This window comes from Streptomyces sp. ATCC 21386, assembly GCF_018728545.1.
Classification (GTDB): Bacteria; Actinomycetota; Actinomycetes; order Streptomycetales; family Streptomycetaceae; genus Streptomyces.
Window position 1 is genome coordinate 6,564,371 of sequence record NZ_JAAVVL010000001.1, and the last position, 13,794, is coordinate 6,578,164.

General features: G+C 70.8%; 10 protein-coding genes and 2 tRNA genes. 6 read left to right on the forward strand and 6 right to left on the reverse strand.

Going from position 1 to position 13,794, the window contains the following annotated elements:
• Positions 1–118: 118 nt before the first annotated feature.
• Both ddaH and GWK25_RS28200 read left to right on the forward strand, forming a co-directional pair.
• Positions 119–895: a dimethylargininase gene (gene ddaH, locus GWK25_RS28195; protein WP_215454160.1), complete on the forward strand. Its 777-nt coding sequence runs from the start codon at positions 119–121 to the stop codon at positions 893–895.
• A gap of 224 nt (positions 896–1,119) precedes the next feature.
• On the forward strand, positions 1,120–2,097 hold the full coding sequence (locus tag GWK25_RS28200) for an acyl-ACP desaturase (protein ID WP_215454161.1): 978 nt from the start codon (positions 1,120–1,122) through the stop codon (positions 2,095–2,097).
• Between the two features lie 64 nt (positions 2,098–2,161).
• Here GWK25_RS28200 and GWK25_RS28205 read toward each other — a convergent pair.
• From GWK25_RS28205 to GWK25_RS28220, 4 genes are all read right to left on the reverse strand, one after another.
• A tRNA-Trp gene (locus tag GWK25_RS28205) sits at positions 2,162–2,237 on the reverse strand.
• Between the two features lie 26 nt (positions 2,238–2,263).
• Positions 2,264–3,637, reverse strand: coding sequence for an SDR family NAD(P)-dependent oxidoreductase (locus tag GWK25_RS28210; protein ID WP_251829067.1), 1,374 nt, complete (start codon positions 3,635–3,637; stop codon positions 2,264–2,266).
• Positions 3,638–3,752: 115 nt separating this feature from the next.
• Positions 3,753–3,824, reverse strand: a tRNA-Asp gene (locus tag GWK25_RS28215).
• A 104-nt stretch (positions 3,825–3,928) separates the two neighbouring features.
• Complete coding sequence (locus tag GWK25_RS28220) at positions 3,929–4,177, reverse strand: WhiB family transcriptional regulator (protein ID WP_251829068.1); 249 nt, start codon at positions 4,175–4,177, stop codon at positions 3,929–3,931.
• Positions 4,178–4,439: 262 nt separating this feature from the next.
• Here GWK25_RS28220 and GWK25_RS28225 point away from each other — a divergent pair, with 262 nt between their 5' ends.
• Positions 4,440–5,231: a VOC family protein gene (locus GWK25_RS28225; RefSeq protein ID WP_215454162.1), complete on the forward strand. Its 792-nt coding sequence runs from the start codon at positions 4,440–4,442 to the stop codon at positions 5,229–5,231.
• 202 nt (positions 5,232–5,433) lie between these two features.
• Positions 5,434–6,651, forward strand: a complete 1,218-nt coding sequence (locus GWK25_RS28230) for a glycoside hydrolase family 64 protein (RefSeq protein WP_215454163.1) — start codon at positions 5,434–5,436, stop codon at positions 6,649–6,651.
• A gap of 27 nt (positions 6,652–6,678) precedes the next feature.
• Here the strand turns inward: GWK25_RS28230 and GWK25_RS28235 are convergent, their stop codons facing one another.
• A complete protein-coding gene (locus GWK25_RS28235) occupies positions 6,679–7,737 on the reverse strand; it encodes a LacI family DNA-binding transcriptional regulator (protein ID WP_215454165.1) in 1,059 nt (352 codons plus the stop codon).
• A 91-nt stretch (positions 7,738–7,828) separates the two neighbouring features.
• Positions 7,829–8,881: a multicopper oxidase domain-containing protein gene (locus tag GWK25_RS28240; protein WP_215457647.1), complete on the reverse strand. Its 1,053-nt coding sequence runs from the start codon at positions 8,879–8,881 to the stop codon at positions 7,829–7,831.
• A 199-nt stretch (positions 8,882–9,080) separates the two neighbouring features.
• On the opposite strand from GWK25_RS28240, the gene GWK25_RS28245 reads away from it, so the two are divergent.
• Positions 9,081–11,561 carry a ThuA domain-containing protein gene (locus GWK25_RS28245; RefSeq protein ID WP_215454167.1) on the forward strand — a complete coding sequence of 827 codons (2,481 nt, stop codon included), beginning with the start codon at positions 9,081–9,083 and terminating at the stop codon, positions 11,559–11,561.
• Positions 11,561–13,771, forward strand: coding sequence for an OmpL47-type beta-barrel domain-containing protein (locus GWK25_RS28250; protein WP_251829069.1), 2,211 nt, complete (start codon positions 11,561–11,563; stop codon positions 13,769–13,771). The genes GWK25_RS28245 and GWK25_RS28250 overlap by 1 nt, the downstream gene beginning before the upstream one ends.
• Positions 13,772–13,794 lie beyond the last annotated feature (23 nt).

Sequence of the window (13,794 nt, forward strand, 5' to 3'; positions counted from 1 at the left end):
CAGGAGGGCCACAGCCTGCCCACGGGGGTTTTGTCCTGGTGGGCAGGGACTGCATGATGGCGGACCGGCGTCGCTTCACGGGCGCCGGAAAACCGTCGTTCGATTCGGAGTCACCCACGTGCCCAGCAAGAAGGCCCTCGTCCGCCGCCCCAGCCCCCGCCTGGCCGAGGGCCTCGTCACGCACGTCGAACGCACGGAGGTGGACGTCGACCTGGCGGTCGAGCAGTGGGAGGCGTACGGCGAGGCCCTGCGCGACCACGGCTGGGAGACGATCGAGGTGGAGCCGGCCGACGACTGCCCGGACTCGGTGTTCGTCGAGGACACCGTCGTCATGTACAAGAACGTGGCGCTGATCGCGCGCCCCGGCGCGGAGTCCCGGCGGGCCGAGACCGAGGGGATCGAGGAGGCCGTGGCCGCGCTCGGCTGCTCGGTGAACTGGGTCTGGGAGCCGGGCACGCTGGAGGGCGGCGACGTCCTGAAGGTCGGCGACACCGTGTTCGTGGGCCGGGGCGGGCGCACCAACGCGGCCGGCGTCCAGCAGCTGCGGGCCGCGTTCGAGCCGCTCGGGGCGCGGGTGGTCTCCGCGCCGGTGAGCAAGGTGCTGCATCTGAAGTCGGCGGTCACGGCGCTGCCCGACGGGACGGTCGTCGGGCACATCCCGAAGATGGACACCCCGTCGCTGTTCGGGCGTTTCCTGCCGGTGCCGGAGGAGGCAGGGGCGCACGTGGTGCTCCTCGGCGGCGACAAGCTGCTGATGGCGGCGAGCGCGCCGAAGACCGCCGAGCTGTACTCCGACCTCGGCTACGAGCCCGTCGTCGTCGACATCAGCGAGTTCGAGAAGCTCGAGGGCTGTGTGACATGCCTCTCGGTGCGGCTGCGCGGACTGTACGCCTGACGGGCGGTCGCTTGGCTCTTTCAGCCCCGGGACCTGCGGGTCCACGGGGCACTCGGCATGCCCGCCGAGCCGCCGGGGGACGCCGCTGATCAGCGGTCTTTACACCACCCTTAACCTACGGCATCGTAACCTACGGCTTCGTAGCCTACGATGCCGTAGGTTCAGGTCGCCCGCCCGCGGCGGCACCGAACGTCCCGTTCCCTGTACGTCCCCCTGGAGCATCCGTGTCGATCACTTCTCCCCACCTCGGCAGCCCGTCCGGCGAATGGACCGACGCGCGGCTGCTGTACGCACTGGAGGAAGTCGTCGAGAAGGAACTCAACCGGCACCTGAAGGTCACCAAGGACTGGATGCCGCACGAGTACGTGCCCTGGAGCGACGGCCGCAACTTCCCCGGCTTCTTCGAGGACGGCGAGGCCTGGGAGAAGGGGCAGTCGAAGGTCTCCGAGGTGGGCCGGATCGCCCTCGTGGTGAACCTGCTGACCGAGGACAACCTGCCCAGCTACCACCACGAGATCGCCACCCTCTTCGGCCGGGACGGCGCCTGGGGCACCTGGGTGCACCGCTGGACCGCGGAGGAGGGCCGGCACGGCATCGTGATGCGCGACTACCTGCTCGCCTCGCGCGCCGTGGACCCGGACAAGCTCGAAGAGTTCCGGATGTCCCACATGAGCGAGGGCTTCGAGTCGGACAACCGGCACTCGATGCTGCACACGGTCGCCTACGTCGCCTTCCAGGAGCTCGCCACCCGCGTGTCGCACCGCAACACCGGCCACCACTCCGGTGACCCCGTCTGCGACCGCATGCTGGCGCGCATCGCGACCGACGAGAACCTGCACATGATCTTCTACCGGAACCTGCTGAAGGCCGCGTTCGAGTTCGCCCCCGACCTCACCATGCAGGCCGTCCGCGACGTCGTCGTGAACTTCCGGATGCCCGGCCACGGGATGCCCGGCTTCGAGCGGGCCGCCGCGCAGATGGCCATCGGCGAGGTCTACAACATGCGCATCCACCACGACGACGTCCTCGCACCCGTCATCCGCTTCCTGAAGATCATGGAGATCGACGGCCTCGGCCCCGAGGGCATGAAGGCGCAGGAGGAACTCGGCCTCTACATGGGCGGACTCGACGCGGAGGCCCGCAAGTTCGACGAGAAGCTCGCGGCGCGCAAGGCACGGATGGCGGCGCGCGCCGGGGCCTGACTGCCGCGCACCGCCGGGCACGGTCGCCGGGCGGCGCAAGGCGATCCGCGGGGCGGCGCAAGGGGGCGGGGCGGCTGGATTCGAACCAGCGTGTTCCGGTTTTGGAGACCGGCGCTTCTGCCTCTGCGCTACGGCCCCGCCCTTGAGGGGAGCCTAGTCGTTCCCCTCACCACTGCGCCTCCCGATAGTCCTTGAGGAACACGCCCGACACAGGGTGGCCCGCCTCGCCGCGCACGATCGGGTCGTAGACCCGGGCCGCGCCGTCGACGATGTCGAGCGGGGTGCGGAAGCCGGCCCCGGCCATGCGGTGTTTCTTGGGGGCGGGGTTCTCGTCGGTGATCCAGCCGGTGTCGACGGCGCACATGTGGACGCCCTGCTCCGCGAGTTCGGCGGCGCTGGTGCGGGTGAGCATGTTGAGGGCTGCCTTGGCCATGTTGGTGTGCGGATGCCCGGCCGTCTTGTTCCGCACGGCGAAACGGCCCTCGACGGCGGTCACGTTGACCACGTAACGGCGGGGGCGCGGGGCGGCGAGCAGCAACGGCAGCAGGCGGTCGCAGAGGAGCGCCGGGGCGAGGGAGTTGACCAGCTGGGTCTCCAGGACCTCCGCCGGGTCGAGTTCGCCCAGCCGCGCCGACCAGGAGTTCTCCGGGGCCGGGTCGGGCAGCAGCCCGGCCTCGTCGGCCTCGCGCAGCACGACGGGCAGGGTGGCGGCGCCGGCCCCCAGCATCCGCATCGGGGTGAACCCCGGTGCCTGCCGCGCCCCTTCGGGCAGCGCGTCGTACTCCCCGGCGGCCAGCAGCGCGTACGACTCCGGTGGCCGCCGTACGGTCTGGGCCGCGTTGTTGACCAGGATGTCGAGCGGTTCGCCCTCCTGCCGCAACTGCTCGCACAGGCCCAGCACCTGGCGCGGGTCCCGCAGGTCGACGGCGACGACGGTCAGCCGGTCGAGCCACTTGGCGCTGCCGGGCTCGGCGCGGAACCGGCGCACGGTGTCGTGCGGGAAGCGGCTGGTGACGAGCAGTTCTGCGCCGTCGCGCAGCATCATCAGCGCCAGCTGGAAGCCGATCTTCACCCGGCCGCCGGTGAGCAGCGCGCGGCGCCCGCTCAGATCGGTGCCGAGGGTGCGGCGGGCGGTGTTGTCGGCGGCGCAGTCCGGGCACAGCCGGTGGTAGAACGGGTCGACCTGCCGATAGGACGCCTTGCAGACATAGCAGTGCCGCGACTTCCGCAGAACTCCCCCGCCGCCCGGCGCCCGGTCCGACAGCGGGGCGTCCTCGCGCCGGTCCAGGGCTCCGGTGGCGGTCGCGGCCATCACGGCGGCGTCCGCGGCGGACTTCTCCGCGGCGAGTGCCTTGCGGCGACGCTTCCACCCGTCGCGCGCGAAGGACGCGGCGACCCGCTCGGTCCGTAGCCGCACCGGGTCGTCCACGGGCAGCGCCTTCAGCCGGCCGACCGTGCGGTGGAAGGCCGCCAGTTCGTCCTCGGTGATGCCGGCGTCCTCGACGATGCCGCCGTCGAGGACGGTGCCCTCGTCGTTCATGCGTGCCCCCGCCCCGCGTGTCCCGTGCCGTGTCGCGGCTGCTCCCTCGGCCCGCGCGGCCTCCGAAGCAGTGCGGCGCCGTGCGTCGGGCGCGGTGGGCGACCGTGAAGCGCGGTCCGGACGACCGGATTCGAACCGGCGTTTCCGCCCTGACAAGGCGGTGCGCCTGCCTCTGCGCTACATCCGGACCGCGCCCCCGGATCCTATGCGGCGGCTCCGGGCGAGCCCCACCGATTTTATGAGCGGACCGACAGAAGGGCCGTGGCCGGCAGCGCGTTCACCGGGGCCCGGTCAGCCGTTCTCGGTGCGCCGCAGACGCAGTCTCTCCTTCTCGGAGAGCCCGCCCCAGACGCCGAACCGCTCGTCGTTGGACAGCGCGTACTCGAGACACGCGCTGCGCATCTCGCACATACCGCAGATGCGCTTCGCCTCACGCACCGAGCTGCCGGGCTCGGGAAAGAAGAAGTCTGCCCCCGTCTGCGCACACAGCGCCCGCTCCTGCCAGGCACGGTCGATCGGGGTGATCGTGTCGTTGTGCATGCACAGCATCGTGCCGGGCACCGAAAAACGTTCGATCAACGCGACATCAACGCGGCACTCAGGGGCTCGGAGGCTCAGGGACTCCATGGTTCCCTCGCCGACCGGGGAGACACACGGCGGCGCGCGGGAGACGGCGCGCGCCCGCTTCCACGGGCGCATCCTGGGCGCGTCCGGCCGATGCGCGGGCGGTCGCGCGTACGCGGTGCCAGACTCGGCGGTACGGGCAACCGGCCCCTCGGACCCTTTGCAGAGGAGCGCAGCCATGCTCACCACCCGCCATGTCACCGGCGCCCCGAACTGGATCGACCTCGGCACCCCCGACATCGAGGGCGCCGCCTCCTTCTACCACCACCTCTTCGGCTGGCGGTTCGAGTCGGCCGGCCCCGAGATGGGCGGCTACGGCTTCTTCCGGCTCGACGGCCGCACCGCCGCGGCGGGTATGCAGAATCCCCCGGAGCAGGGCCCGCCGTCCTGGAACATCTACTTCCGCACGCCGGACGCCGACGCCACGGCCAAGGCGGTCGAGCAGGCCCACGGTTCCGTGCGGATGCGGCCCATGGACGTGGCGGACGAGGGCCGTATGGCGATCCTCGCCGACCGGGCGGGTGTGCCCTTCGGCGTGTGGCAGCCCCGCCGCGTCCAGGGACTCGACGTCGTCATGGATCCGGGCGCGCTGTGCTGGCTGGAGCTGTACACACCGGATCTGCCCGCGGCGGCCGGGTTCTTCAACTCCGTGTTCGGCTGGGAGACCTCGGCGATCGACGTGGGCGGCGACAGCTACACCTGCGTGAACCCGGCGGGCGCCGACCCGGGGTCGATGTTCGCCGGGATCGTGCCGATCGACGAGGACCCGAGCGAGGCGGGGTCCGGACCGTACTGGCTGCCGTACTTCGAGGTGGCGGACACGGACGCCGCGGTGAGCAGGGCGCTGGAGCACGGCGGCGGCGTCCGGCTGCCGGCCAACGACCTCCCGGGCGCGGGGCGTTTCGCCAAGCTCACCGACCCGTACGGGGCACGGTTCGCGGTCATCAAGAGCGAACAGCCGCAGGAGTAGGGCCGCCGCACGACCGGGGGTTCCGCCCCAGGGTGAGCCGAACGCCGTTCGACTTGTCGTCAGTTCATGAACCCCGCCATGTTCTTGAGAGCGCTCTCAGTCATAAGTCTTGACGGCTCAACTTCCCCTGGGAACAGTGGGGGAACCACAGCAGGGGCCCCGTCCGCTGTGCCTCCACTCCCCCACGTCCCAGGAGGCCATCGTGATCTCCCGCCGTACGTTCCTGTCCACGACCGCCGCCGCCGTCGGCGCCACCGCCGTCGGGGGCGCCCTCGGCACACCCGCCCAGGCCGCGCCCGCGACCTGCCAACTCGCCCTGCACAACGCCTCGTTGCCGGGCACGGTCCGCGCGTACGTCACCGGGCACGAGCAGTCGACGGGGGCCTGGGTGCTGCTGCGGGCGGACGGAAGCGTCTACCGGCCGACCTCACCGTCGGCACCCCAGACGCCGCTGCCGGTGGACTGCGCGATCCCGCTCGGCGCGGCGGGCTCGGCGCCCAAGGTGCTGACGCTTCCTCAGATGTTCGGGGCGCGCGTCTACTTCGTGCGGGACAGCACCCTGGAGTTCTTCCTCAACCCGGGTCCCGCCCTGGTCGAGCCCGCCTTCGCGACGCCCGCCGACGCCAACTACGGCAAGACGTGGTCGTTCTGCGAGTTCACGTTCAATCCCACGCAGCTGTTCGCCAACATCAGCTATGTCGACCTGGTGACGGCCCTGCCGATCGGGCTGACGCTGGAGGGCGACAGCACGCACACGGTCGCCCCGCTGCCCGACGGGGCGGTGGAACGGATCGCCGCGGACCTGGTGGCGCAGGCGGCGCGGGACGGTCAGCCCTGGGACCGGCTCGTCATCCGGCGCGGTGACGGCAGGGTGCTGCGGGTCGTCTCACCGCAGAACCTGATGGCCCCGTACTTCGACCGGCCGGACCAGATGCCGTTCCGCTCCTACTGGGACTCCTACATCGACCAGGTGTGGGCGAAGTACCGGACGCAGGACCTGAGGATCGACCTCCAGGGCGGCCGGGGCGTCCTCGCCGGGCGGGTCTCGGGCGACACCCTCACCTTCGCCGGCGGCCATTCCTTCGCCAAGCCGACCTCGAAGGACATCTTCACCTGCAACCACGGCCCGTTCGCCAACAACCCCGGTGACCCCGACACCAAGAAGGCCCTGCTCGCCCGGCTCGCCGCAGGCTTCAACCGCTCGATCATGCTCACCCACCCCACCCAGCCGAACGGGGTGACGGCGGCCGACTACTACCGGGGGACGGTGACGAACCACTGGTCACGCGTGGTGCACGCCAACTCGCCCATCGGGTACGCCTTTCCGTACGACGACGTACGGCCCGACGGGCAGCCCGACGTGTCGGGCGCGGCCCACGACGGCAATCCGCGCCGGTTCACGGTGACGGTGGGCGCCTGAGCGCTCCGCCCAGCGCGGGCGGACGTCCTATGCGGAGGCGCGCCGTACCAGGGTGGTCGGCAGGACCACACTGGTCGGCGTGCCGGCCGGGCCCTGACCGCCCTGCTCGTCGGGGGCTCGCCGCGCGAGGCCCCGTAGCAGCAGCCGGGCCATCAACCTGCCCATCTCCTCTATGTCCTGACGGACCGTCGTCAACGGCGGGTCGGACTGCTCGGCCACCGGCAGCATGTCGTCGAAGCCCACCACGGCGACGTCCTCGGGGACCCGGCGCCCGAGTTCTCGCAGGACCCGCAGCGCGCCGGACGCGGAGACGTCGTTGGCGGCGAAGACCGCGTCCAACTCGGGGCAGCGGTCCAGCAGTTCCCGCATCGCCCGCTCCCCTCCCGCCGGGGTGAAGTCGCCCTCCACGATCAGCCGGGGGTCGGCGTCCACCATGACGTCCCGGAACCCGTCGAGCCGGTCCACGGCGGAGGTCTGGTCCAGGGGCCCGGTGATATGGGCGATCCGGGTGCGGCCGAGGCCGACGAGGTGGCGTACGGCCTCCCGTGCGCCGCCCCGGTTGTCGCTGTCGACGTACACGGTGGCCGTGTCGCCGCGTGCGCCGTCAGCCCAGCCGGGACGGCCGCCGAACACGGTCGGGACGCCGGCGCCCCGGATCAGCGCGGGCAGCGGATCGTCCAGGTGCAGCGAGAACGCGAGCGCCCCGTCGACGTGTCCGCCCGCCAGGTACCGCCCCACCCGGGCGTAGTCCTCGGGGCCCTCGGTGAGCAGCAGCACGAGCTGCGAGTCGTGCGCCGTCAGTTCCTTGCTGATGCCCCGGAGTTGCAGGGCGAAGAAGGGATCGGCGAAGACCCGGGTCTCCGGCTCGGCGATCACCACGGCCACGGCGTCGTGCCGTCGGGTGACGAGGCTGCGGGCGGCTTGGTTGGGCACGTACCCGAGCTCCTCGACCGCCTTCCGCACCCGCTCGACCAGGGGTTCCCGCACGCCCTCGCCACCGTTGACGACCCGCGACGCCGTCGCCCTGGACACCCCGGCGCGTGCGGCCACGGCCTCCAACGTGGGACGCGACGCTGTCTCGGTCACTGCGGAACACTCCTCGGGGCGGCTCCGCCCAGGATAGCCCCGGGCAGCAGGCCCCTGAGAGCGCTCCCGGCGGCGGCCGGTCGCCGAGGTCTCAGTGGTGGTGCGACCCGCCGGACCCCGCCGCCTCCTCAGCCCCACCCGCCCCGTCGACTCCGTCGGCCCCGCCCGCCCGTTGCTCGCCGTGCGGCGTGTGCGGTTCGTACCCCGGGATCGTGCCGTCCGTCCTGCGTACCAGGAACAGGCCGACCATGCCCATGTCGGAGTGGCTCTGGACGTGGCAGTGGTACATCCAGGCGCCCGCTCCCACCCCTTCGCCCGCGATGACCTGGAAGCCGAAGGAGTCGGCGGGGCCGACGATCTTGTTGTCGATGACCTGGCTGGGGTCGTCGGGGCCGGTGAGCATGCCGGTGCGGTTGTCGGCCCAGCGGTGACCGTGCAGATGGAAGGTGTGGTAGTACTCGCCGTGCGTGATGACGACGAACTCGACCCGGTCGCCCACGGTCGCGTCGAAGTTGGGCCCGGAATGCGCGGGCTTGTTGTTGATGAGCAGGTCGTTGAAGACGACGGTGACGGTCTTGTCGGGCAGCACGTCGCCCTTGCGGCGGACGATGACAGGCCCGTAGAGACCCTTGCGGACGCCGACCGTGCCGTGTTCGGTGCCGACGACGTGGTCGTGGTAGTGCCAGTAGCCGGCGCTGCCCGCACGCCAGGTGCCGTCCTTGCGGGCGCCGGGGGCGTGGGTGCGCCAGGTGTAGGTGCGGGTGCCGCCGGGTTCGACGTCGCTGCGGTTCTGCCTGGTGCCGTCGCTGGAGATCTCGTAGTCCAGGCCGTGGACGTGCAGACTCGCTGCCACGTCCATCGTGTTCTCGAACTCGATGTGCAGGGTGTCGCCCTCGACGAGCTCGATCAGCGGGCCCGGAATCGAGGCCTTGCCCTTCTCCAGGCCGTAGCCCATCTGCCCGTCGGGCAGCTTCTCGGCGTACATCTTGATGTGCCGGACCACGCCGCCCGCCGGGGCCGTCCTCGCCTGCGTGGCGGCGCTCGCGGCCCCGGAGGTGCCGACGGTCTCGATGGCCACGGACAACGATGTCGCGGCGACCGCTCCACCCAGCAGCATCCGCCGGTTGAACCCTCGCCTGTCCATTCCGTCCATGCGGAACTCCCCACGCCGATACGGGTCTTGCGGAGACGCAGCTGTGATCGACCTGTGAGACGGTAGCGGCCGCGCGACCGTTTATCCACACCCAGGACAAAGTTCAGACCATTCCGGTCATAGCTCTTGGCGAGTCGCGTCAAAGCGGGCTAGCTTCCTTGGCGCTGTTGCTGTGACCGAGGAGGTGCCCATGTACTTACGAGGGTTGAGCGACGCGAAGAGACGGGCCTGGGCGGCCACCCTGACCGCCTCGGTCGTCACCGCGGGACTTCTGTCGGGCCCTGCGGCCCAGGCGCGACCGGCGCCGGAACCACCGCTGACAACGATGTCGATCAAGTCTCCGCCGGGCGGCTCCGGCCCTCGGGTGCTGATCTTCCACGGCTCCGCGGCTCCCGGGGAGGAGTCGCCCGTCGTGAACGCCGGGATCGAGGCGATCGAACGGATCGGGCTGTCCGGACCGGCCACGGAGCGCTTCGGGGTCGTCGCCACCGACGACGCCTCCGTCTTCACCGACGAGACCCGGCTGAGCGGGTTCAACGCCGTCGTCTTCCTGACCGGCGGCGGCGACGTCCTGGATCCCGAGCAGGAGGCGGGCCTGGAGACCTATATGGAGGCGGGCGGCGGTTTCGTCGGCGTCCATGACGCGGCCCGCGCCGAACCGTACTCGGACTGGTTTACCGGGCTGATCGGTGCCCGCCCTGCGGCGTCCAGTCCCACGGCCGTGCAGCGGGCCACGGTCGAGGTCGGTGACCGGCGGCACCCGGCCACCAAGGACCTGCCGACGCAGTGGAAACGGCCCGACAAGTGGCTCAACTGGACGAAGAACCCGTCCGGCTCCGTGCACACCGTGGCCCGGGTCCGCGAGTCGACCTACCGGCCGGGCACCGGCGGCAACGGCTGGGACCACCCGGTGAGTTGGTGCCGCGACTACGACGGCGGCCGCTCCTTCTACACGGGCATGGGCGGGACCGTCGCCGCGTACGACGAGACCGACTTCCGTACGCATCTGCGCGGCGCCCTGCTGTGGACCTCCCGCCTCGCGCGGGCGGACTGCAAGGCGACCATCACCGGCAACTACAGGGCGGAGCGGCTGACCCAGCCCAACCAGCCCGGGCAGAACGACCAGATCGGTGAGCCCCACGGCCTGGTCACCGCGCCCGACGGACGGGTCCTGTACATCGGCCGGGGCGGCGCCGACTCCTCCCAGCCCGTGGTCATCGACTGGAACAACCCCGACATCGGCAAGGGCAAGGGCGAGATCCACGTCTACGACCCGAGGACGAAGAAGGTCACCCTCGCGGGCGCCCTCACCGTCTTCGGCAACAAGGGCGGCGGCGACGAACTCATCAAGGTCGAAGAGGGCCTGCTGGGCATCGAGTTGGACCCCGGCTTCCAGCAGAACGGCTGGGTGTACCTGCACTACACGCCCCACGCGCGGATCGACCGTGACACCCGGATGGCCGAGCGCCGCGTCTCCCGCTTCACCCTCGACCTCGCGACCAACAAGCTGGACCTGGGCAGCGAGAAGGTGCTGCTCAAGTGGCCGGTCCAGATCCACAGTTGCTGTCACGCGGGTGGCGGGATGAGCTTCGACTCCAAGGGCAACCTGTACATCGCGACCGGCGACAACAACTCCAGCGGCTTCAGCGCCGGTTACTCGGGCAACAACCCCCAGCCGAACTACAAGGGTGTCTCCTTCGCCGACGCGCGCCGCACCGCCGGCAACACCAACAACCTCAACGGCAAGATCCTTCGCATCCACCCCGAACCCGACGGCACCTACACCCTGCCCGCCGGGAACCTGTTCACCGGCAAGGAGACCGCCGAGGGCGGCGGCAAGACCCGGGGTGAGATCTATGTGATGGGGGTCAGGAACCCCGCACGGATCTTCGTCGACCGGCAGACGGACGTCCTCTACGCCGGCTGGGTCGGCCCGGACGCGAGCGCGCCGTCGACGACCTGGGGCCCCGCCAAGTACGACACCTTCGCCGCCATCACCGAGGCGGGCAACCGGGGCTGGCCGTACTGCATGGGCAACAAGCAGCCCTACCGGGACCGCAACCTGCCGGACCCGTCGCAGCCGCTCGGCTGGTACGACTGCGACCACCCGAAGAACGAGTCCCCGAACAACGACGGGCTGGTCAACCTGCCCCCGGTGACCGGCAACAACATCTGGTACGCACCGCAGGGCGGCGCCCCGGACTTCCCCCGGGACGCGAGCGGCATCCCCTCCTACAAGAACGAGGAGGCCACCTACCTGCTGCCGTGGCTCAAGGGCGGCGGCCAGGCCACCATGAACGGTCCGGTCTACCGGTACTCCGAGTCGGGCGACAACTCCGTCCGCTGGCCCGCCTACTGGGACGGCAAGTGGTTCGTCGGCGACTTCTACGACGCCGACCAGCCGCGCCACGCGGTGGTCATGGACCCGAGGAACCAGGGCAGCGGCGGACTGCCGGTGCACGCGGAGTCCCTGAAGAAGATCGTGCCGGTCGGCGCCGACGGCATCAGGAACCTCATGGACTGGAAGTTCGGTCCGGACGGCGCGCTGTACGTCCTGGACTACGGGCGCGGCTTCTTCACCTCGGACGCCAAGTCGGCGTTGTGGCGCGTCACCTACACGGGCGGCGGTCCGACGCCGGCGGCCGACGAGCTGGCGAGGAAGGCGGAGTGATGCGGGAAAGACGCTTGTGGGCGGCCCTGGTGGCGGCCCTGCTGATGGTCCTCGGGCTCACGTCGACGCCCGCGTCCGGCCGTACCGACGAGGGCGCGCGGGAGAAGGCCGCCGCCGCCCAGGTGCTCACCTGGACCGCCGGTGACGACATCACCAAGTACCTGACCGCGCCGAAGACGGCGGTGGCGGGCCCGGCCACCCTCGTGTTCGAGAACAGCAAGGCGACCGGCAACACCACGGGGATGCCGCACACGTTGACGTTCGACGTCTCCGACCCGGAGTACAACAACGACGTGCCGCTCAACATCCTCGCCAACCCCGGCGACGACCAGGGCGGCCGCCACACCGCCGAGGTCACGCTCACCCCCGGCCGCTACCGCTACTACTGCACGATCCCCGGGCACGGACAGATGCAGGGCATCCTCGTGGTGACCGAGGGCACCGGTGAGGACACCACCGCGCCGGAGACCTCGGCGAAGGTCACCGGAACGCAGAACGCCCAGGGCGCGTACGTCGGTTCGGCGTCCGTGACGGTGAGCGCGGCCGACCCGGGCGGCTCGGGCGTCGAGCGGGTCGAGTACGCGATCGGTGACGCCGGTGCCTGGCTGCCGTACACCACGCCCGTGGTGATCGACCAGGTCGGCACGCACAAGGTCCGTTACCGGGCGGTCGACAAGGCGGGCAACACGGCGGCCGAGAAGAGCGTCGGGTTCACGGTCGTGGCGCCGCCGACCGACGACACGACCGCGCCGGAGACCTCGGCGACGGTGGCCGGTGAGAAGAACCCCCAGGGCGACTACGTGTCCATGGCGACGGTCACCGTCTCCGCGTCGGACACCGGGTCCGGGGTCAACACCGTCGAGTACGCGCTCGGCGACTCCGGGGCCTGGCAGCCCTACACCGCTCCCGTGATGGTGCACGAGGTCGGCACGCACAAGGTGCGCTACCGGGCCACCGACAAGGCGGGGAACGTGGCGGCGGAGAAGAGCGTCGGCTTCACCGTGGTCGCCCCACCGGCCGAGGACACCACTCCCCCGGTGACGGGTGTGACCGTCGAGGGCGACCGGAACTCCGCCGGCGCGTACCTGAGGAGCGCCAAGGTCACCGTCAGCGCCACGGACCACGGCGGGTCGGGTGTCGCCGCCGTCGAGTACTCGCTGGACGGCGGCCCCTACCTCGCGTACTCCGCGCCCGTGGTGGTCGACCGGGCGGGCACCCACACGGTCGCGTACCGGGCCAGCGACAAGGCGGGCAACACGGCCGCCGCGCGCTCGGTCAGCTTCACCGTCGTCGCGGGCGGCGGGGTTCCCGCGCCCAACTGTGCCGAGTACGACGAGAGGTTGACGGTCTTCGTCGGCACGGTCGACTCGGGCGTGCCGAACCGGGTCACGAACAACCGGTGCCGGATCAACGAGTTGATCGAGGACGAGAAGGAGTGGACCTCCCACGCACTGTTCCTGAAGCACGTCGACACCGTCCTCGACAAGCTGTTCCGGGAGGGGGTCGTCGACCTGCGCGAGTACACGGCCGTGAAGGAGGCGGCGGAGAAGTCGGGGATCGGCAGGCCCGGCCAGACGGAGGGCTACCGCACGATCCTCGACGGCACGGCCGAGTCGTTCGCCAAGTGGCAGCAGGTGGGCGGCGGTTCGTTCGCCCTGAACGGCGACGGCTCGATCACCTCCGGCACGACGAAGTCCGGGCTCGGCATGCTGTGGTTCCCCGAGCGGAAGTACGGCGACTTCTCGCTGCGCCTGCAGTGGCGCGACGACGCGCCCGGCACCGGCAACGCCAACTCCGGGGTGTTCGTGCGCTTCCCGGCGGTCCACGACCACCCGGAGGAGTCACGGCCGGAGTGGGTGGCCATCAAGTACGGCCATGAGGTGCAGGTCTTCGACCGGCCCGACGGCGACATGTACAAGACGGGGTCGGTCTACGGCTTCGACCGGGTGGGGCTCGCCGGTGCGGGGGTCACGCAGAAGGGCACCTGGAACGACTACGAGATCAGGGTGGTCGACCAGCACTACTCGGTCTACCGCAACGGTGTCCTGATCAACGAGTTCGACAACACCGGCGGCCAGGACTTCACCCCGCCCCGCTCGGACGACCCGGGCACGGACGGGCGACGGTTCGCCTCCGGCTACATCGGACTCCAGGTGCACGGCACGACGGACGTCGTCTCCTACCGGGACGTCCGGATCAAGGAACTGTAGGGAACGTCGACGTCAAGGACGTG